Source organism: Chitinophagales bacterium, from assembly GCA_017303415.1.
Classification (GTDB): Bacteria; Bacteroidota; Bacteroidia; order Chitinophagales; family Chitinophagaceae; genus SpSt-398.
The window spans coordinates 793210-814894 of record JAFLBJ010000001.1 but is presented as its reverse complement, the minus strand read 5'-3'; the positions used below and the strand labels follow the sequence as shown (position 1 = coordinate 814894).

Below are 21685 nucleotides of genomic sequence, written 5' to 3'. Positions count from 1 at the left end.
CTAATCAGACAGCATGTCTCAGGCAACTGTTGCAGGCTGATTGAGTTTTTTCAAAAATTTATGCAAAATGGCATTGAACTCCTGTGGCACCTCCATCATGGGGGCATGACCACACTTGTCAATGAAATGCAACTCACTGTTTGGAATCAATTTGTTGAACTCACGGGCGACAAAGGGAGGAGTAATGGTATCATTGTTACCCCAGATAAGCAAGGTTGGCTGTTTGATCTGGTTTAGTTCTTCGCCCAGGTTATTGCGAATGGCACTTTTAGCCAACGCAATGATCTTGATCACTTTGATCCGGTTATTCGTGATCCCGTACACTTCATCCACCAACTCCTTGGTGGCTGTGTTTGGGTCATAAAAGGTCAACTCTGTCTTTTTCTTGATATACTCATAATCTCCCCGCTTGGGATAAGAATCCCCCATTCCATTCTCAAAAAGGCCCGAACTACCGGTGAGGATCAGCGACTTGATCCTTTCCGGGTGCTTAAGGATATGCACCAGCGCCACATGCCCTCCCAGGGAATTCCCCAGCAGGTGTACATGCTGATAATCCATTCTTTCCAGGAACTTATTGACGAACTTAGCCAGCCCACCCACCGAAGTATGCAGGATATCCAGGTCGAATAAAGGAAGCATAGGAACCACCACCTTGTATTGATGGCGGAAATAATCGATCAGGTCCTTGAAATTACTCAACGCGCCAAAAAGCCCGTGAAGTAAGAGCAAGGTCTCTCCTTCCCCCTCTTCGATGTACCGGAATTTATCTACTTGTTTTACTTCGAAATCCATGCCTGCAACAGAACCTTTAATTTTTGCTAAAATAACTGATTTACAGCAAATATCTAAAGTTTAAGCCATGTGGGGGCTTTTTTATTGTGATACAGGAATTTGGCGGGAAACCCCTTCAAAGAAAGTTTTTAACTCTTCAAACATATCGCGGAACCAGGGTAGTGCTATTCCGAGTTTGTCCACGGCCGCCGGACCCAGAGGTGCAATATGCGCATATGATGCAGAATCCCGAATGGTCTCGGGTTTTATAAATCCAATTTGTGTAGCATAAAAAAGAAGAATGCTATATAACAATAAATAGAATAATCCATAAAATAACATACCTCCCAGGCGGTTGACCCATCCGAGCATGACCGATTCTACCGCCGTTTGCAATACTTTTCCCACCATATTGATCACTACCACCACAATGACCAACACCACCAGGAAAGCAAGAATCGGTAACCATTTCTCGGATACTTTCACCGTATTCCCGATATACCCCGCCACCACCGCAGACAATTTAATAGCTGCAGCCAACCCCACAATAAGGGCCACTACGGAGAATAAGGCCACGATCAGCCCACGCCGGTAACCCTTTACCACCGCGATCGCTAACAATACGGCCAATATCAGATCAATGATCATGCGCTTAATAACTCTTTAACGACAGCGGAAATGGTTTTCCCGTCGGCTTTACCCGCCAGTTTCTTGGTGGCAGCCCCCATCACTTTACCCATATCCGCCGGAGAACTCGCTCCTGTTTCTGCGATCAGTTCTTTGATCACCGTTTTTAATTCCTCGGCACTCATTTGTTTGGGCAGGAATTTTTCAATGACCGCTATTTCCTCTTCCTCTTTCTGCGCCAGATCGGCCCGCTGTTGTTGTTGATAGATCTCGAGTGAATCCTTACGTTGCTTCACCAATTTCTGCAATAAACGGATCTCATCTTCCTCTTTCAGTTCGCCATTAGCCCCTTCACTGGTTTTGGCCAGCAATATCGCGGCTTTGATAGCACGTAAACTTCTTAAGGCGGCTTCATTCTTCGATTTCATGGCCTCCTTCATTTCGGTCATGATGTTTTGTTCTAAGTTCATATCAAATGTTTAGTTTCTCGCAGCGACCGCAGCGTTATCCGCTGCGATCGCTGCGAGAAATTGATTTTAAGCTTTGTTTTCCTCCATCTGCTTTTCGCGGAATTTTTTATAAAAATGCTGCGCAAATTGTTTCATTTCCCCCACCAATTCCTTGTGTTGTGTGGCGCGGTCATAGGTATCTGCCATGGTGACCATGGTCTGGTAAAAAAAGTCGGCCATTTCATCCACCATCATTTCTTTGGTCCAAAGATCGATCCGCAAAGCGGTCTTCTCTGCGCCATCCCAAAAGGATAGCATCAGGGCTTTGGCATTTTGTCCTTCCTCGGCACTGCTGTCCGATGCTTTCCAGGTGATATTTTCCGGTACTTTTTGCGCATCGAGGTCTACCTCGATGTGTATGGTTGATTTATGCATGTGTAAAAGGGGTTGCGATTAAAAGATGAACAGCAAATTTAGCTGAATTCAGCCAATCGGTTTTTCAATCAGGTTACGAAATCCTTCCCAGTACGATACCGTGTTTTCCGGAGTAGCGGACGATTGAAAGGCCGCCTTTCCTTCACTGGAATAGATCCGGTTCAGGGCATCACCCAGCGCCGTCTCATTCCGGGTATTGGTCTCAAAAAAGGCCAACGGGAAAGAGAGTGGCAGGGGCGCGATCAATGGTATGGCCTGCTCTGCCGCCAGGGTGGCCAAAAAAACATATCCCGCTGTATGGGGATCCAGGACCAGGGCCAGTGACCCGGCTATCCATTTCTCTCTTTCAAGGGAGGCATCATCCTCGATCAATTCCACATCTTCCCGGTATTTGTAGGACTGGAACCGAACCTTATGGGCTTTTTGTCCCACTTTGTCCATCACCATCACCAACTTATAATTGCTCTGGTTCCACTTTTTGAAAATTGAAAATGCTTTCAATGCAATTGAAAGATCGGCCTCATCCCGGTTGTCGGGGAAATAAAGGAAATAGGGCTTCCCTTGCGTGAAGCTTTCTCGCAGGGTGTCCAATTCCCACTCCGAAAAGACCTGTTTTTCTCCTAATTGAGGCTTTCCGGGAAGCTGAACCAGGCGCTCTGTGGTCAATTCGACCTGTTTTCCAAAACCACGAATGGGGGAAGGACCAAAAGAGAGAAGTGTGTCTGTTTTGATAGACCGGAGGACCCGGGGCCATTTGACCCGGTTGGCCCAGAAAGGCCAAAAGGGGTTTGCTGCCGAAATTACCTGTGTGCCACCTGCTACCGGGGTGACAATGTCCTCATCGCCCTCCGTAATAAGCAGGGAAAACTCCCATTCGGGTAATGCCCTGATACACTGACCGATCCAGGCCATTTGCAGGGCAAAGGCGGTGGGGTTTTCACCCAAATTTCGACGCAGGTCAAAGGTGAGCTTCATTTTCACAAAGTTACGAGGGAGTAAACTAAGAAATAACCCCTAGGGGTTTGGCCTTTACCATCGTATTTGTTTCATCCTAAATACATGAAATACTGTAAAATAAATAGAGCACAAGTACAATTGATTCCCATATTTATCCTGTCTACTTTTGCTTATTGGTAAGTTCTATTCTTGACCAAAACTCCGACCTATGAAACCTATTTACTCGAAGCATTTTGTGGCGATTTGTCTTGCAGTCTCTGGAGTCTTCCTCACTACAGGTTCAAAAGCACAATGTCCTGGCGGATATACCCCGGGCTCAACCGCGTATGATACTACGATCGTATTTGGAACGGGGGTCACTTCGACGCCTGTTTATTTTCCAAAATTCGATCCACAAAACGGTACGGTGAACTGCGTTCGCCTTTGTATCACCATTACCGGGGTCATCGATACCCTGGCGATTGAGAATTTCTCCTTTGCCCCGCAAACGGCCAATTTCCAGTACGACCGTACCGACCAGTTGACCGGTCCCGGTCTGGGTTCCCCGCTTTCGAACACGGTTTCAGCAGCTTACGGGCCGTATTCACTGGCCCCTAATAACAGCGTATTTGGCTCCGGACCCGATTTCACGAGCCTGAGTCATGATACCGTTTTGAACAAACAACTCTGTCGCGTTATCACAGATACTACTACCATAAACACTTTTTACGGTACAGACAGCATGGTGTACAACTATGATATCTCCGTTTCGGCAAATGCCACCGTTACCGGGGGTAGCAGCTTTGTCTTTGTACTGACCTCCGCTCTGGTAAACTTTCACTTTGAATATTGTACCTGTCCGCCGTTGATCCTGCCTAATTGGACATTCCCGATCAACGCGAATAAAGTGGATGGGCAAACAGCTGAGATCACCTGGACAAAACCCAATCTCGCCGATGAAGATTATGTATATGAGCTGGAAGTTAGCCCCGATGGCAACCGTTTCTACAACGAAGGCACTATTTCGAAAGATGCCCTGAGCGCAGACGGAGCCTTCCACTACAACTATCGCACTTCATCCAATCAGCAAACCAACTATTATTTCCGCGTTAAAATCAAATTCGCCAACGGTTCATACCGCTATAGTCAAACCAAGACCGTACAACTCGGTACACAGAAGGGTATTTTTACGGTATTCCCGAACCCCTCCAAAGGGATTGTTGGTATCAAATTTGATGGAAGTAATCCTGCAACCTGGAATATACAGATCGTCAATATAAACGGTCAAACGATTTATAATGGGAAAGTAGATGTAGCCGGACCCACCTACAAACAACTGACGACATTGAGCGACGGTATGTATTGGTTACGGTTATCTGATCAGGCAGGCCAACTGTCCGCGGTCAATCAACTTCTCATTGTTAAATGACCTCTTAGGTGGAAGAGGATGGTGGCTTGTAAAAGGGGCCTTGGTTCGGGGCCCCTTTCTTTTTTGTCAAAGTGAGGATGACGGATGACAGATGACCGATGACCGATGACGAATGTTGGGTCAGTCCTCCGAAATCCGGCCTATCCGCCTCTGTCATCGGTCATCCGTCATCTGTCATCTGCCCTGCTCCCTCCCCTGAAATAAAAACCTTACATTTGTAACCATGGATTATAATACCACCCGCAACCACCTCGGTATGCGCGAATATGGTCGGCACATTCAAAAAATGGTAGAGCACCTGCTTACCATCGAGGACAAAGAACGCCGTCAGCGCAATGCCTACGCGGTGATCGAACTTATGGGCTTTCTCAATCCCCACCTGCGCAACGTGGAGGATTTTCGTCATAAACTTTGGGACCACCTCTTTTTGATCTCCGATTTTAAACTGGATGTTGAATCACCTTATCCCATCCCGACAAAAGAGACCCTGAAGGGCAAACCCGCTCCGCTTCCCTATCCCGATCGCCATCCCCGGCTCTATCACCTGGGCAAAAACCTGGAGATCGTGATCGATAAAGCCCTGGCAGAAACCAACCCCGAAAAAAGACAGGGTTTTGCCAATGCCATCGCTTACTACATGAAACTGGCCTATAACAACTGGCATAAGGAAATGGTACACGATGATGCCATTCAATCGGAACTGACCACGATTACCAACGGCCAGTTGGAATTCACCAATACCCCCAGCGTAAAACAATTCCGCCCGCAACAGGAACAACGCGATCGCGGAAGCTATGGCAAACAAAGGGGTAAATTCCAGCAACGCGGTCGCAATAATGGCGGCAGTGGCGGTGGTGGTGGAAAATTCAAAAAGAAAAGATTCTGATCCCCCTTCGCTATCAATCGTCCCCCCATGCACAGCTTCGAAGTCATCGGCGGAAAAAAACTGCAAGGAAATATCATTCCACAGGGCGCTAAGAACGAAGCCCTGCAGATCATCAGTGCAGTATTACTCACCCCCGAAACAGTAACGATCCGGAATATCCCCGATATCCTGGATGTAAACCTGCTTATCGAATTATTGGGTGAAATGAAGGTGAAGATCGACCGGATCGACCGGCATACCTGTCATTTCAAAGCAGACGATGTAGATATTGATTACCTCCACAGCGAAACCTTTAAAAAGAAGAGTGGCCGGCTTCGCGGCTCGGTCATGCTGGCCGGACCTATGCTTGCGCGCTATCGCAAGGCCTTTATCCCTAAACCGGGAGGCGATAAGATCGGACGGCGAAGACTTGATACGCATATCATCGCTTTTCAACAACTGGGTGCTTCCTTTGACTATCATCCCGAAGATGGCTTTTTTCACCTCGAAGCGCCACAATTGAAAGGGATGGATCTGCTACTCGATGAACCCTCGGTAACCGGAACCGCCAACATCATCATGGCTGCTTCGATGGCCATTGGTACCACCACCATCTATAATGCAGCCTGTGAACCCTATATCCAGCAACTCTGCCGCATGCTCATTGGCATGGGGGCCAGGATCAGCGGTGTAGGCAGTAATAAACTCAGCATCGAAGGTGTCACCACCCTTGGAGGCACCGAACACGAGATGCTCCCGGATATGATCGAAGTGGGATCATTTATCGGTCTTGCGGCTATGACCCAAAGTGATATCACGATCAAAAACGCCGGTATCGAACACCTGGGGATCATTCCCGAAAAATTCAAACAACTGGGTATTCAAATGGAATTCATCGGTGATGATATCCATATCCCCTCCCAGGAAATATATGAGGTACAACGCTATCTCGATGGTGGTGTCCTCACGATCTATGACCACCCCTGGCCTGGTTTTACACCAGACCTGCTGAGTATCGTCCTCGTCACCGCCATACAGGCGCGTGGCAGTGTACTCATTCACCAGAAGATGTTTGAAAGCCGCCTTTTCTTTGTTGATAAACTGATCGACATGGGCGCACAAATTATACTTTGCGATCCGCATCGTGCCGTGGTCATCGGTCTCGAACGCGAACAAAAACTCCGTGGCATCACCATGAGCAGCCCCGATATTCGGGCCGGTGTGTCGCTTTTGATCGCCGCCCTCAGCGCCGAAGGTAAAAGTGTGATACAGAATATCGAACAGATTGACAGAGGGTATCAGCATATTGATGAACGCCTGCGCAACCTCGGCGCGAATATTAAGAGAATAGGGAATTAAATTTATTGGGATGTTGGATGACATCCCTTCTCTCTTAATTTCATCTGCATATCCCAAGTTTCCCTACCTTTATACCCCCACTATTCTACGAAATCTCACACTCTGTCAGTAGCCTTCACTTCAAACCGAAACACATGAAAAAGTGTATCCTTTTGCTACTATTTACCGGAATAGCCGGTACATGGGCCTTGCCATCCGAGGCACAATTACTTAAAAAATTAAAAGAAAAAGCCGAGAAGAAAATTCTGGGTGAATCCGATAAGAAGACCACCCCCGCGGAAGAATCGCAAACCAGTGATAACAACCCCACGTCAGGTGGTGGTAGCGGAAGACCCACCAACAAAGGAGGTGGCGGTCTCACCAATACCACGCCGCCCGATGTTGTACAACAGATCAATGATGCGGAACAGGCGCATGCCGCCGGCAATTTCAGTGATGCCCGCTATTCCATTCAGCAGGCACTGGTTGGTGTAGAGATCCAATTGGGAAGAGAATTGCTAAAAGCCCTCCCCGATCAGATCCTCGATATGAAAGAAGATACGCTGCAGGATAAAGTGGTGAGCAACCAATGGGGCTGGTCAAACCTGACCATCCTACGGGTGTACAGTGATGGTAAGGAACGTCAATTGAGTATGTCCATTGGAAACAACTCCTTTTACTCCGGTTGGGTCAATCTCTATTTCAGTGGGGCCTATACCCAGGCGGGTGCCAATGACCAGAATGTGAAACAGGTACGGGTAAAGAATTATAAAGCCCTGATCCAATATGACGACAGCAAAGGTTATACACTGATCGTTCCTCTTGGACAGTCCTCCATGATCGTTTGGGAGTGCATCAACTTCAAAGATGAGAATGAAGTACTCAAGGCCGGCGCCCTATTCGATATTGATGACATCAAACGCCGCATGGGAGAACAATAATCCTTCACTTAACATCAAGCAAATGAAAAAAATATTCCTTCCCTTGTTTCTGCTGAGCGGTCTGGTTACCCTGGCACAAACCGAAACCGATTTCAAAAAAGAAATCACCACGGCTAAAACATCGTACGCGGCCAATAAACTCGAAGAGACCCATTTTGCCCTGCAACAAGCCCTGAGTGAGATCGACATCACGATTGGAAAAGAGATCCTCAAAATGCTGCCCGCGAAAATGGGGGATGCCGCTATCAATCCAAAGGACGACCATGTCACCAGCAACCTGGGTATGGTAGGTGCCACCGTGTCCCGCAGCTATGGTACACCCAACGAAAAAGTAAAGTTTGAACTGATCAGTAATTCTCCACTTGTCACTACCCTGAATGCCTTGCTAAATAATCCCATGGTAGGGGGTATGATGCGGGATGAGAACAGCAAGACCATCAAAGTACAAGGCTATAAAGCCCGCATGGAAAGACAGGCCGGTCAAGTGGATGGTGAATTCAATTATACCATTCAATTGCCCTTTGGCAATGCCCTGCTAACATTTACCGTAAACAAGACCACCGAAAGCGAAGCGACCAAATTAATGGAGAGTCTGCCTTTGCAGGCGATAGCCAAGTTGGTTCAATAGGTTTGGTTTCTCGCAGCGAACGCTGAGAGTAAAAGAACGCAACGGCTTTCTAAACTTCGAGATGAAGGCTACCGCAGCGTCCGTCATTTCTTTGCGTTCGCCGCGAGAAATAAAAAAGACCTTAATCCAAGCAATCCATGCAATCATTAAATCCTGGTCTATCTTTGCGCGCATGACCCCTGGAAAGATCATCATCATCGCCGCACCCTCTGGCGCCGGTAAAACCTCCATCACCCGGCACCTGCTTAAATCCCTGCCCGATAAACTTGCTTTTTCTGTTTCGGCAGCAACACGCTCTCCCCGTGCCAATGAAAAAAACGGCGTGGATTATTATTTCATGTCTGTAACCGACTTCCGGCATAAGATCGAGAACAATGAGTTTGCCGAATGGGAAATGGTGTACGAAGGCAAATACTATGGTACCCTGAAATCGGAGATCGAACGCATTTGGAAGGCCAATAAAGCTCCTTTACTGGATGTAGATGTAAAAGGGGGTATCCATATACAGGACCAGTACCCCGGTCAGTGCCTCTCCCTTTTTATCGAGCCTCCTTCCCTGGAAGAGCTCCGGCGCCGGCTCGAAGCCCGGGGTACCGAAACCCCCGAATCCCTCGAAGCCCGGATCAATAAGGCCGGGTACGAAATGAGCTTCCGCCACCAGTTCGACCGGATCATAGTAAACGACCGGCTGGACAGGGCTTGCAAAGAGGCGGAGGAGTTGGTTTTCAGTTTTTTAGGTTGAGTTTGTTTTCTGATGACAGATGACGGATGACAGATGACTGAGTCCGGGGTCCGGAGGCAGGCCCCATTACCTCAGTCATCTGTCATCCGTCATCTGTCATCTCAGTTCCTACCTAATCCCCTGTTTTTAACGTAATTTGCCCTCCGATCTATGTTCGATGTAAAAACACTCACCTGGTTTCTCATGACCTTGATCCTGATGGGCTTTTTTGCCGGGATCGAAATGGCTTTTTATAGCGCCAACCGCCTGGATATTGAACTCAAGAAAAAACAAGGCAAGGTCAGCGGCGAAATACTCGATGAATTTGTCGAATCACCCATTCGATTTCTCGGCACCACCCTGGTGGGCTTTAATATCTTCCTCGTTTTTTTTGGATTACAGATCAGTGATGTCATGCGCCCCATTTGGGATTATGCGCATGTACCTGGTGTAGGGCGAATCCTCGTCGAGATCGCTATTTCCACGCTATTGGTCATCATTTTTGCCGAGTTCATTCCCCGGGCCATTTTCCGCGCACGGAGTAATTCCATCCTCTCTGCCCTTGTACATATCATTTCCTTTTTCTACCAGATATTCTATCCCATTGCCGCGGCCTTTATCGCCATGTCAAACTGGATACTGCGTTATCTCTTCAATATCCGGGTAGATGAGAAGAAAGAAGCTTTTAGCCGAAGCGATCTGGAGAACCTTTTTCATCAAAATCATCATGGGGATGAAGGGGATGAAAACCTCAATACTGAATTATTTGAAAACGCCCTTGAATTCTCCAAGGTCAAGATCCGGCAATGCCTGGTGCCTCGTAAAGAGATCGTGGGACTGGATATTCATGCCCCGGTAAGTGAGCTCCGTCGCCTGTTTGCGGAGACCAAGCTCTCCCGGATCGTCATTTTTGAGCAGAATATCGATCACCTCCTGGGTTATGTTCACCAGTTGGACATGTTCAAGAACCCCGGCACCATTCAGCAGGTATTGCTTCCCATTCCGGCCATTCCTGAAAGCATGAGCGCCACCGACCTCATCAATAAATTCAGCAAGGAAAGAAAGAGCATTGCCTGGGTGGTGGATGAATTTGGCGGTACCTCGGGTATCATTACCATGGAAGATATCCTCGAGGAGATATTTGGCGAGATACAGGACGAATATGATGTGGAGGAATTTGTAGAAAAGCAGATCGCTGAGAATGAATACATCTTCTCCGGCCGGTTGGAGGTGGATTATCTCCGGGAGAAATATCACCTGGCCTTCCCGCCCACCGAGTCGGAAACCTTGTCCGGGCTGATCATCAATTACCACGAAACCATCCCTCAGCAAAAGGAAAGGATCATTATCGGGGATTATGAATTTGATATCGTCACTGTTTCTGATACCCGTATTGAGATGGTGAAAATGCGGGTACTGAAATAGGCCCCGGCCCGCTAAACTCTTTATCTTTGCACCTCTTTATTTTTATTAACTGGCATGGCATTATTTAGAAAAGGTAAGAAGGTTGACCGGGCGGAAATGTCCTTTATGGACCACCTGGAGGAGTTGCGGGCGCACCTGTTCCGTTCCGTAGTAGCCATTGTCATCGGTGCTGTGGTGGTAGCCATCTACTATAAACCCCTTTTTCGCAATCTGCTCATGGGGCCCCTGCATACCGATTTTATCACCTACCGGGCCATGTGTAAATTGGGACATAAGCTTGGTCTTGCAGAAGTCATGTGTGTGGGAGATATTCCCGTCAATATGCAGAATGTGGTCATGACCGGTCAGATCACTTTGCTTTTCACCTTTATTGCCATTGGCGGGGTCATCCTGGCTTTCCCTTATATATTCTGGGAGTTCTGGCGCTTTGTAAAGCCTGCCCTTACACCCAACGAAAAATCCACTACACGTGGTGTTGTTTTCTGGGTATCCTTTTTATTCTTTCTGGGTATCTGTTTTGGGTACCTGGTCATAGCTCCATATACCGTAAACTTCCTTGCCGGATTTACACTCGATGATACCATCAAGAACCAATGGTCCGTCACCAGTTATATTGACACCATGTTGCCACTCGTGTTGGGAACGGGTTTAACCTTTCAACTTCCGCTGGTCATATTATTCCTGACCAAGATCGGGATCGTAGGGCCATCCTTCCTGCGCAAATATCGTCGGCATGCCATCGTCATCATTCTTATTGTGGCTGCAGCCATTACTCCACCCGATGTCATAAGCCAGTGTATTGTTACGCTTCCCATTTATTTTTTATACGAAATTTCCATTCGTTTGTCTGCAAGGGCGGAGAAGAAGAGATTGAAGGCGGAAGAGGCGGAGTGGTCTTAAATGCTTATAACACGAATTATTTATTAAACAATTCGTGCAATTCCTTGAATTCGTCTTAATTCGTGTCATAATAAATCGTGTAATCATAATAACTAACTTTGCCAAATGGAAACACCCTTCGACCATACTAAACCCATCGCCATTGGAGGCGACCACGCCGGTTACCAATACAAAGAAGAAATCATTTCTTTTCTCGAAGGAAAGGGTATTCCCTTTAAAGACTTTGGCCCCTTCTCCGCTGATTCAGTGGATTATCCCGATTTTGCCCATCCGGTGGCCAGTGCCGTAGAAAAAGGCGAAGCCGCCTGTGGCATTCTTATCTGTGGCAGTGGAAATGGCGTAGCCATCACCGCCAACAAACACCAGGGCATTCGTGCTGCTTTATGCTGGGGCGAAGAACTCGCCAAGCTGGCCCGTGAACACAACAATGCCAACATCATCTGCATCCCCGCCCGCTTTGTCCGCGAAAGCGATGTAGAAAAAATGGTGAACATCTTCCTGAATACACATTTTGAAGGAGGGAGGCATGCCACCCGTGTCGGAAAAATCTCCTGCTGATCATTCCTCGCGCTTCTCTGCGCCCTCGCGCCTTGGAAGTTAAGCTTAACCGCGAGGACGCTATGACGCAAGGACGCCAATTTCATGTGTATATGTGAATCCTTTACCCCGCACTCCCAACATAAGTATGGCAGCGGCGTAAATAATGAATACTAACCAAAAACTAGAAACTCCCCACGTCGCGTAGCGACGTCTTGTCGGTAGCGAATTCAATTTTAAGGCATCACATCCCGTATGGATGTATTGTAAACAATTCCGAATTATATCGTCACAAATCGTTCCTACGGAACGAGGGGAAAAATCGTCGATTTCGAAGGCTACCGACAAATCGTCGCGCTGCGACGATTTTTATGAAAAGGTGGGGTACACTTGCTAATTTTACACCCGCAAGAAGGGCGACATCAATGGCAATAGATGTTTCATTAAGACTTCTTGATTTTTTTAGAGGAAGGCAACTACTAAAATGATAAACATGCAGTTTATTCAAAAAATGATTAAAACTATTGTTTACCAGTGCGAGAAAGATCGGGGAGTAGATAACTAAACCTGTTTAGTTTTTGCAAGAATGATTTTTGCATTTTTCTTATCATTGAATGTTATTTAATTATTTACTTTCTTTCTAGGAAAGAAGTGGTCTTTAAGATATTTGTACTTCGAGAAATTTGGAAATGGAGGAATATACCTTTTAATCCTGCCTATTACTATATTTATTTTGTTGCAATTGATTTTTCCAAAGAAAATCATAGACAATATCGAATTGTCAACAATAGAAAGAAAGAAGTTTTTTTCTATATTTTCGCCTATACAGCGTTGACAATAGCCTTGATTACATTACCCAACTATTCAAATCGAGATGAATTTTAATCCATGCTCTCCTTGGCCTTGTAAACTTGCTAATGAAAAACTCCGACCGGCATGAACCTGGTAAGACCGTAGCCTGGTGGACAGTAATCGGTATTGGCTGATAGTAAATGCCTACGGCAAGCAGTTTACTAATTTTAGAATGAAATGGGATGCTACGGACAGCAGGTGAAATAAAATATTTTACTATTAATGATTAACTCATGACAAAATTGCCCTTATTTATCACTTCAATGATACTATTTTGGTTTACAAGTTCATTTTCATTTTGTAATTTAAAGGCAACTAATATAGAAAATGAAAAGGCTGTTCAACTTAAAATTAATTGGCAACTTGTCCAAATTGTTAATGGTGATCCTAGAATTGTTGAACTAAAAGACAGTGTTTATATTATCACCCGTGATTCTTTGAAAATATTCATGTCAATAATTAAAAATGACAGTATAGTTTTAGACGAGCCTCAAAACCTACAATCCCAAGAGAATGGTAGATTATATTCGAATAGTGATATAATTTTTCATGTATTTAGAAATGGAGATTCAATCGGCATTACGCGTAAACTTTCCCGGTTTAACAAAGGAGTGCAATTTAACGTCGACTCCTTTCTGAGAAGAAAAGCATTTCTTGGTATGGAAATTTACAGTGAAAATGATAGCTTAATAAAATCTACATATTCAGATGAGACTTATCCACACCTGGATGTTTACATACCAAAGAAAAAATTTAGTCCAAAGGACAATATGCCATATCTAGACTCAGTTTATTGTTTCTACGCTGCGGAGTCAATTAATACAGATGTATCATTTTCTAAACTCCTGGAACAAAAATATAATAAGAGGCTGTATAAAGTAGTAGGTATCTACAATGAAACAGAAATTAGTGTTGAAAATCCGATTAAAATTCCAAAAAGAGTGTTAGTATGGGAATTAAGAAACGTTTCTGTGCCCTTTAAGCAAATTATAGATAGTGTCATTGACAAAACAATTATTTCCTTGCCTTCTTAGCAGTACTAGTCGCTACATGTATTAGCCGTTTACCTTAGTTAATTGGTAGTAAGAGATTGCCGCCATGCTATCACCACAAATCGTTCCTACGGAACGAGTGGAAACATCGTCGATTTCGAAGGCTACCGACAAATCGTCGCGCTGCGACGGTTGGGTTGGGAAAGCTGGATGCTAATTGGTATTGTCTGATACTAAAATGTTTCGGTAACCTGGTTTTCTCCTTATTGCTAGAGTTGATATGTTACCGGCAGCCAGGGACCAAATCCTCCTTAGCAGCTTTGGCCCGTTTTTGTTTTAGCATGGATAGGTTCTCTTCTGTTTCTTTTAAAAGAATTGTTTCCATATCAATTTCATCCTTTTCAAATCTGTTGTGCCCCACTGTTTCGCTATCAATCAACTTATTATTTTGAAAATAATAGGTTCCAATAAAATTCAACTCTGTCTTGGTCTGATCCAATGTCCCCAGGCTATCATTAACTATGAAGACATAAAATGTCTCGTAAATGAACATCAGCTTTTCGTTGGTAAAATAATAGTCGTATGTTTCAATACCATACGACAAACCGATCTTTCTTGTAATTTTTTGTATTATTCCTTTCTTAAAATACCCAGTAAGCTCCCCACCGCCATCAGTCATTTGTGGCATAAACTGTTCATTCGTCAACGTAATTTTTTTAAAAGAGCTGTCAGCATTTATTTTTTTTACTTTCTCGGCTACCTCTGGATATTTTTTAGTAATACTTTGAGCCGAAAGACTAACTCCATGGGGTGAAAATATCAAAAGAAATATGAGGATTTTTTGTCTCATTGAAATGTAAGGTTCACGGACAGGTATTGCCGAAGTGCAGGGAATAGAATTCCGTCCGCCCGGATGACCGCAGCTTAGTAAAGATAAAAAAGATAAGGATATGTACATAGCTAAATAGATAAGGTCGAGCTGGATATGCAGATGCACAATGAACAGAAAGATGAAACACGGCATCCGTCAGCCTGCATTTTGGCAACACCCTTGTTATGTGCAGCTCCTTATCGTAATTAAATTTAGGAGATGGTGTTGTGTTCTAAAAAGTTATAATTCTATTTCTTGTTCAGGTTCAATTTCAACTTGTGCCTCTGCCATAATATTGTAAATGTTCATTTGGGCGTCTAACAACTCAAATGAGACACATAAAGCATAATTGGTTTCATTTTCGAGATTTTTGTCCCAACCAAAATGACCAATGACTGCAATACTAAATTCTTCTGCAAATTGTTGTGGTTCTATTAATGTCCAGCTTTTTTGGGCTGTAGAATTATTTCGATTAATTTCATTATTTGTCCACGCAGGATTCTCCCTTATTATCCATTTAATTGAATTAACTCCTTCGTCAATTGCACCGGCCTCAATCACATCTTCATCAGTTTCCAAATATTCAATTGTTCTGTTTCGGAAACTATTAAAACTTTCGTTGTATTTTGATGACTGCCATTCAAGCCAATTAGATAAGTATGAGTGAGAGCCTTTACGTGTTAATCGGGTTTTCGCAGTAAAAGTTAGAGTTACTTCAACTAAAATCCGGAACTCTTTACCTTCCCCTCGTAATTCTTCAGGAATTTTCAAACGATAAATGTCTGCCTTTTTGGGCCCAACTTTACTGTCTTGAATAAATGTAATTCTTGTTTGAGAATTATTTAATGCTCGATTAATATCTGGAACGCCATATCCATAGTATCTAAAATCGTTAAGTGTTGGATTGTGAAAGCAGTGTTCTGGCAATCTTGCACTTTGTATGATTAAAGCTCGATACATTTGAGCCGTTTCAGTAGGGTGTTCTGTTTGTAGTTTTGAAGCTATATAGCTCACTTTTGGAGTGCTGAAAGATGTTCCATATGAGTCTTTGCCAACCGAGCTAGCACCGTACAAAGTTGAATTCACCAATTCAGGAGATGTCAATTCTTTTGTAATGAGCTCAACTGATAGCTTATTTTTTATTAAATCCCCTCCAAATTCAACCACATCAGGTTTCATACACCCCCACATTCCAAGACCTGTTCTTGAAAATGGGGAGATATAATTTGTTCCTGCTAATGCTTTGTAATCGGCATCTTCGAAGTTTTCTTTCGCTATAGAACCAACGGTTATACCAAAATAACTTACACCAGGATTTGCGACTTTGGATTCTGGTTCATTTAAGTATGTTGGATAGTTTTTACCTGCCGCTAAATGTTCAGTGATACCGAGATTTGTTGCATCTGCAGAACTTAGATAAAGATTACCCGCAGCAATAATAAAGAGTATATCTTTTTCGTGGATTAGTTTATCTAAAGATGCAGCCAATGATGGCATGTGAGTTCCGATATAAGCCGAATCTTCCGCAACAGAGAGATTAAAAATTCTTGTATCTGGGTAATCTGAAATGATTTGTTCCATTAGTTTTGGTTCAAATCTACTTGTAACAATACGGTTATTATTGTCAAGTATTCTCGCATTTTGAATAATACTCTCTAATTTAATCTGCCCATTTTTGGGAATAGAAAATGGATAAAGAATCGCACCTGCAACCTTTGTTCCGTGTCCACTTTGACGGACGTAGTCCGCAGTTGAGGGGCTACCATCAACATAAGAACGGGAGTTGATAGAATCTATCGCAGGTTGAATAAGTCTATGATTTTCTTGAATACCGCTATCTATTACACATACTTTTGCTACGGTATTCTCAGGAGCTTCTACTTCTAATTCATAATTATCTGGTAAGTTGATATTATCATGTTCTAAATTAAATTTAGAATTCAGTTTAACTTCATAAAGGTATTGGTAAGTCTGCACTAAATCCTTCAGCCCTTTTCCACTAATGGATATTTTGAAGTAAACGGCATCAACTTGATTGTCCCAAATAGCATGTAATTCACCACCATAGATATTTATGTAACCTTCTATTTCATCTTCTCGTTTTATTTGTTTTTCATCTCTTGCAATTAATAAGTTTGTTTGATGTATTTTAAAATCTTCAACTTTTTCTTGGAATCTAACTTCTGAATCAAAATTATCTCTAACAGGATACTCTTTTTTATTTGGGATATAGCAAGACACACCGAGCTGAACTGTGTAAACAACTTCTTCATCCAGTTCCTGCCAAATTCTTCCCAGTTCACCTTTTAATAATTCACCAACTCTCCAACTTTCATCTGTTACTAATTCCCAAATTTTTGCCGCAGTATCTTTATACCTTCCTTCTTGTGCAATAAACTGACCGATTTTTTCTTGAAACGAGTTAAGTCCATCGACCGAAGCACCTATTATATATCCTTCCTTTTCCTCTGATATTATTTCTATGCCCCAATTAGTAAGTGAATCAATATTGAAGACATCCGTATCTATTTTTAGAAAAACAGGTATGTCATTTTCGTTTGGCAATGTAATTCCTTCCGCTTTCATGCCTTCTTTGATTTCGTTCCATTTATCAACTAAAGTTGCAGCAGAATTTCCTAAATACTGGCCATGATTTTGTCTGTTTGCCTTATTAGCATTGGTCATTGCCTCGGCTTGGGGATTTCTTTGGCCACCGCCTTTAAATGGCTTAGCCCTTCCTTCTACTTTGAAGGGTAATTTTAAATGAGGAAAATCTGCCATAAATTATTTTAAGTAAAGAATATTTTCGTTCAATGATTTTTCAAAATGAGATTGTTGTAAAATTTTCTCATTTCCTATAACAGCATTTTTTGCTGCATCATTGGCGACCTTTACTACTAGTGCAGAGCTGAACCCAACAAGTTTTTCAACAATCGAGTCCCAGTCGATTTCTTTTGATTTTTCAATCGAGGAAAGCGTCTTCTTTGTTAAACGCAGTATTTCATCTTTGCTGGGCTTGGGCATTTCTATAATATCATCAAACCTTCTGAATAGTGCTTGGTCGAGTGCAGTTTCAATATTTGTTGTTGCAATTAATACTCCTTGAGAATTATATTCTTCCAATAAAGTCAAGAGGATATTTACAATTCTATGCATCTCTCCAACATCTTGAGAGTTTGTTCTGGTTTTTCCGACAATGTCAAATTCATCGAATAGTAAAACACACGGAAAATTTTTAATTCCTTCAAATAATCGTGTCAAATTGCTTGCAGTTTCTCCAAGAAAAGAGGAGATTATAACATCAAAGCGAACTTTCAAGAAAGGTAACCCTAAATTCCAAGCAATTCTTTCAGCACTCATGCTTTTGCCGCAACCAGGAGCCCCATAGATTAATATTTTCTGTCTATAGTGTAATCCGTGATGCGCAAGCCTTTCTTTTGCTGCAAATTCCTTTTCTATTCTTCTTATCTTATCTTCAGTTTCAATTGGCAAAACCATTTCGTGTCTAAGTTCATCACGAGGAATTGTAATTGCAAGAGGGAAATTATTTCGCTTGTCAGTTGGAATAACGACACCACTCGGGAGCATTTTTCGTAATTCGCCTCTAATATTTTGACTTGTGCTTATATTTTTTTCAAGAATGTACTTTAGCTTTTCAGCAAGTTTTTCATGACCTTTTTTCTTCTCGTCCTCGATGATAAGTGATGCGACTTTGACAACATCATCTTCCTTATCTCCTTCAATAGAGCGGAATAGTCTTATCATTAAGTCTTGATTCATTTGTTTATTTGGATATATATGTGAATGAGTACAATTACCATGCAAAATAATAAAACACTTTGACTTTTAGCAATTTATTGAATTGTAACAACTTATTCCAGGTTTGGGGGTTTTAGCAATTTGAAATTTGTCCAAAATTGAGGGGATAGATTTTTTTGGCTTGTAGTTGAAAGACTGTCGCCAATAGGGTTGCACATAACGAGCAGGGCTTTATGCAGGTTGGGAATTAGTAATCCGTATGCCGACAATCGCTGCTGATTGAAAATATAAAGCTGAATTTAAGACCTAAAGTTGAAAGCTGTTTGTCCAGCCCGAACCACAGTTTGGATTTGCAATTAGCTGATGTTTGCTGATCATGCCCAACTTGCATAAAACCCAAAGTTGGTAGCTGTTTTTCTCACTCGTCATTATAAAGTTTTAGAAATTTTTCAATGTCTGTTATACGATATAAATCTTCAAAAATATTTACAAGTCCTTGTGATTCCATACTTGAACAATTCCAAGGACTGTGTCTATAAACAGCATTATATTTTCCTTTTTCAATTGCTTCAAATGAGAGTGAAGTTCCATCAAAAACGGAGTGACAAGTTGAATCTCTGCCTTTAATTCCCCAAAAATTTATTTTGTCAAGTTTTGTTATGTACGAATTATAAAGTGTGTCTTTGAAATACGAAAAATTTGTAAGAATTAAATAGCCTGTAAAATATCCGCCTTTTCCATTTGTCATTTTAAAAGTTGCTTTGGTAGTGTTTTTTATTTTTTCAATTGTTATGCAGTACGGGTTGCTAAAAGTTGGCTTTACAGTTAGTCTAAGCCAATGTCTATGGATATCAATTTTTGTTGTGTCAATATAAGGCTCGTCTAATGCATAAATAAACTCGTCCCAATAGTTAATTGATTTTGAGTTGTCGTAAATAGTTTTTATAAAATATTGAAACTTGTTAAGTGAGTCTGGATTATCATAATTGCCATTACCCATTGCAATGCTGTCAATGAAATACTGTTTTATTTCTTGTTCAGTCCAGCTATATTTTTTGTCAACGTGCCCGGTTTGCCTACAAGAGAACGCTAAAAAAACAAGTGAAATTATTGTAATGTAGTTTCTCATAAAATAGCTACCAACGCCTTAATTTATGCTATTATCTGAAATTAATAAAAATCAAATCCTCTTCATCCTCAATGCTTTTCTATACTCCATTTTGAATTTCCTATTGCAGCAATCGGAATTTGCATTGGAAATAGACATAGAAAATGGTATACTATATTCACTTTAAATAAATATCAAGTGCCTAAAAATCGGTAGTGAAGTCTTCCAGGGAAAGTGGTCCTTTGGTAGGAATCGGATAAGGTTCCCCTGAAAATAGAAATATTCCAGAATACCACAAAAAATCCCGCCTAAGTGATTCTACTTAATCCCGCACTTTCTTTACTTTTTGGGAGATAGCGTACTGGCTTCCATTTCCGCGGCACTTCTTAAGAATCCGGGATGCTCCCTTTGTGTCCTTCGTGCCTCCTTTGTGCCCTTCGTGTCCTCCTACGCAGCTCTGGCGTAGGAGGACACGAAGGGCACAAAGGAGGCACAAAGGACACGAAGAAAGGGCACCAAGGGGGACGGGAAAAGCTTTATTTTTGCCAATCCCTGACAACAAACATAATTAAATGAAGAAACTCCTCTTGCTTGCCATCCTTGCCTTGCCCGTTATGGCCATGGCCCAGAAAAAGAACAAAACAGCCGAGAAATACGCTAAGACGATCACGGCCGAAGACCTGAAAACCCGTCTCTTTATCGTGGCCAGTGCCGAAAACGAAGGACGGGATACCCCATCCCCAGGCCTGGAAAAAGCGGGTGATTATATCGAAACGAATTTTAAAAACTTTGGTCTGCTCCCCGGCAATAACGGGGGCTATCGCCAGTATTATCCACTGTTTCGTGATTCGGTGCTCTCCAGCCAACTGGTTGTAAACGGAATGAGCTTTGAATCACTGAAAGATTATATGGCCCAAAGTTCAAACTATACCATGGGCATGGCCTTCTCTGAATTTGTGTTTGCCGGCTATGGTATCGTGGATGAGCAACGCAATGATTATAAAGACCTGGATGTAACAGGCAAACTGGTGGTAGTACTGGATGGTACACCGGAAGGATACAAACCCGCCCAACAAGGCATGCGCTCCCCCGCCAGCTGGTTTGGCAAAACCATGAGCGCCCAAAAGAAAGCCGCTGCCGCGGTGATCATCGTGGGCGGAAACTTCCCACGCCGCGCAGGTGCCGGCCAGGCTGGCTGGAATATCAGAGGGTATTCGGCTTCGGTGATGCCTCCTGTTTTCACAGTATCGGAGACCGTAGCGGCCGCGCTGATGGGACCGGATGGAGAAAAGATCCTGACAAATGCCAAGACAAATGTCCCCTCCGCCAAAATATACAAAGCGAATGTGAACCTGGGTTATGCCAAAACCACCACCACCGGCTCTGCCGCGAATATCCTGGGTGTAGTGGAAGGCACCGATAAAAAAGACGAATGGGTGATAGTGACCGCACACTACGACCACGTGGGCATGCGCAATGGCAATATCTACTACGGCGCGGATGACGATGGAAGTGGTACTGTAAGCGTCATTGAAATGGCCGAAGCCTTTGCCAAAGCCAAAGCGGAAGGAAAAGGCCCTCGCCGGAGCATCCTGTTCATGACCGTTAGTGGGGAAGAACATGGCCTGTGGGGTTCCGCTCACTATGCTGATAACCCCATTTATCCGCTGGAAAAAACAACCGTTAACCTGAATATTGACATGATAGGCCGTGTTGGATCGGAATATCAGAAAGTAAACGATTCCGCCAACTACGTATATATCATTGGTGATGATAAGTTAAGCAGCGACCTTACGCCGATCACGGATATGGTCAATAAAACCTATACCAAACTTACGCTCGACCGCAAATACAATGATCCCAAAGATCCCAACCGCTTCTATTACCGCAGCGATCATTACAATTTTGCGGAAAAAGGAATCCCCATCATTTTCTATTTCAACGGAGTGCACAAGGATTATCACCAGCCTGGCGATACCCCCGACAAGATCAATTACCCGTTGATGGAAAAAAGAGCACGCCTGGTATTTTTCACTGCCTGGGAAATGGCCAACCGCGATGAAATGCTCAAAAGGGATATACCCCTGAACAAATAAGG

Annotated in this window: 20 protein-coding genes; 11 read left to right on the top strand and 9 right to left on the bottom strand. The window is 43.3% G+C overall.

The genetic code is table 11. From position 1 onward, the window contains the following. Positions 1 to 18: 18 nt before the first annotated feature. The 5 genes from J0M30_03625 to J0M30_03605 form a co-directional block, all read right to left on the bottom strand. Positions 19 to 795 carry an alpha/beta hydrolase gene (locus J0M30_03625; GenBank protein ID MBN8666567.1) on the bottom strand — a complete coding sequence of 259 codons (777 nt, stop codon included), beginning with the start codon at positions 793 to 795 and terminating at the stop codon, positions 19 to 21. Positions 796 to 876: 81 nt separating this feature from the next. After that, complete coding sequence (locus tag J0M30_03620) at positions 877 to 1422, bottom strand: CvpA family protein (GenBank protein ID MBN8666566.1); 546 nt, start codon at positions 1420 to 1422, stop codon at positions 877 to 879. Continuing rightward, positions 1419 to 1871 (bottom strand): GatB/YqeY domain-containing protein, encoded by a 453-nt coding sequence (locus J0M30_03615; GenBank protein ID MBN8666565.1) that lies wholly within the window; start codon positions 1869 to 1871, stop codon positions 1419 to 1421. The genes J0M30_03620 and J0M30_03615 overlap by 4 nt, the downstream gene beginning before the upstream one ends. Before the next feature lie 66 nt (positions 1872 to 1937). Beyond that, positions 1938 to 2285, bottom strand: coding sequence for a gliding motility protein GldC (gene gldC, locus J0M30_03610; GenBank protein ID MBN8666564.1), 348 nt, complete (start codon positions 2283 to 2285; stop codon positions 1938 to 1940). 48 nt (positions 2286 to 2333) lie between these two features. Then, positions 2334 to 3260 carry a hypothetical protein gene (locus tag J0M30_03605; protein ID MBN8666563.1) on the bottom strand — a complete coding sequence of 309 codons (927 nt, stop codon included), beginning with the start codon at positions 3258 to 3260 and terminating at the stop codon, positions 2334 to 2336. Between the two features lie 190 nt (positions 3261 to 3450). Between J0M30_03605 and J0M30_03600 the strand changes: the two genes are divergently transcribed. From J0M30_03600 to J0M30_03555, 10 genes are all read left to right on the top strand, one after another. Continuing rightward, a complete protein-coding gene (locus J0M30_03600) occupies positions 3451 to 4650 on the top strand; it encodes a T9SS type A sorting domain-containing protein (GenBank protein ID MBN8666562.1) in 1200 nt (399 codons plus the stop codon). Between the two features lie 223 nt (positions 4651 to 4873). Further along, positions 4874 to 5536, top strand: coding sequence for a DUF4290 domain-containing protein (locus J0M30_03595; protein MBN8666561.1), 663 nt, complete (start codon positions 4874 to 4876; stop codon positions 5534 to 5536). Positions 5537 to 5563: 27 nt separating this feature from the next. After that, positions 5564 to 6874 (top strand): UDP-N-acetylglucosamine 1-carboxyvinyltransferase, encoded by a 1311-nt coding sequence (gene murA / locus J0M30_03590; protein ID MBN8666560.1) that lies wholly within the window; start codon positions 5564 to 5566, stop codon positions 6872 to 6874. A 134-nt stretch (positions 6875 to 7008) separates the two neighbouring features. After that, complete coding sequence (locus tag J0M30_03585) at positions 7009 to 7794, top strand: hypothetical protein (protein MBN8666559.1); 786 nt, start codon at positions 7009 to 7011, stop codon at positions 7792 to 7794. Between the two features lie 22 nt (positions 7795 to 7816). Then, positions 7817 to 8422, top strand: a complete 606-nt coding sequence (locus J0M30_03580) for a hypothetical protein (protein ID MBN8666558.1) — start codon at positions 7817 to 7819, stop codon at positions 8420 to 8422. Positions 8423 to 8594: 172 nt separating this feature from the next. Further along, entirely contained in the window at positions 8595 to 9164 is a 570-nt protein-coding gene (gene gmk, locus J0M30_03575; GenBank protein ID MBN8666557.1) for a guanylate kinase, read from the top strand. A gap of 150 nt (positions 9165 to 9314) precedes the next feature. Next, a complete protein-coding gene (locus tag J0M30_03570) occupies positions 9315 to 10568 on the top strand; it encodes an HlyC/CorC family transporter (GenBank protein MBN8666556.1) in 1254 nt (417 codons plus the stop codon). 54 nt (positions 10569 to 10622) lie between these two features. After that, on the top strand, positions 10623 to 11468 hold the full coding sequence (tatC, locus tag J0M30_03565; protein ID MBN8666555.1) for a twin-arginine translocase subunit TatC: 846 nt from the start codon (positions 10623 to 10625) through the stop codon (positions 11466 to 11468). A gap of 105 nt (positions 11469 to 11573) precedes the next feature. Beyond that, a complete protein-coding gene (rpiB, locus tag J0M30_03560; GenBank protein MBN8666554.1) occupies positions 11574 to 12026 on the top strand; it encodes a ribose 5-phosphate isomerase B in 453 nt (150 codons plus the stop codon). Between the two features lie 1064 nt (positions 12027 to 13090). Beyond that, positions 13091 to 13891, top strand: coding sequence for a hypothetical protein (locus tag J0M30_03555; GenBank protein ID MBN8666553.1), 801 nt, complete (start codon positions 13091 to 13093; stop codon positions 13889 to 13891). A gap of 241 nt (positions 13892 to 14132) precedes the next feature. Here the strand turns inward: J0M30_03555 and J0M30_03550 are convergent, their stop codons facing one another. The 4 genes from J0M30_03550 to J0M30_03535 form a co-directional block, all read right to left on the bottom strand. Further along, positions 14133 to 14807, bottom strand: a complete 675-nt coding sequence (locus tag J0M30_03550) for a hypothetical protein (protein ID MBN8666552.1) — start codon at positions 14805 to 14807, stop codon at positions 14133 to 14135. A 153-nt stretch (positions 14808 to 14960) separates the two neighbouring features. Beyond that, positions 14961 to 17501, bottom strand: coding sequence for a S8 family peptidase (locus J0M30_03545; GenBank protein MBN8666551.1), 2541 nt, complete (start codon positions 17499 to 17501; stop codon positions 14961 to 14963). Positions 17502 to 17504: 3 nt separating this feature from the next. Continuing rightward, the gene (locus tag J0M30_03540) at positions 17505 to 18500 is read right to left on the bottom strand and encodes an ATP-binding protein (protein MBN8666550.1); all 996 of its coding nucleotides are present in this window, start codon (positions 18498 to 18500) and stop codon (positions 17505 to 17507) included. Between the two features lie 397 nt (positions 18501 to 18897). After that, positions 18898 to 19608 (bottom strand): hypothetical protein, encoded by a 711-nt coding sequence (locus tag J0M30_03535; protein MBN8666549.1) that lies wholly within the window; start codon positions 19606 to 19608, stop codon positions 18898 to 18900. A 551-nt stretch (positions 19609 to 20159) separates the two neighbouring features. Between J0M30_03535 and J0M30_03530 the strand changes: the two genes are divergently transcribed. After that, positions 20160 to 21683 (top strand): M28 family peptidase, encoded by a 1524-nt coding sequence (locus J0M30_03530; protein ID MBN8666548.1) that lies wholly within the window; start codon positions 20160 to 20162, stop codon positions 21681 to 21683. Positions 21684 to 21685 lie beyond the last annotated feature (2 nt).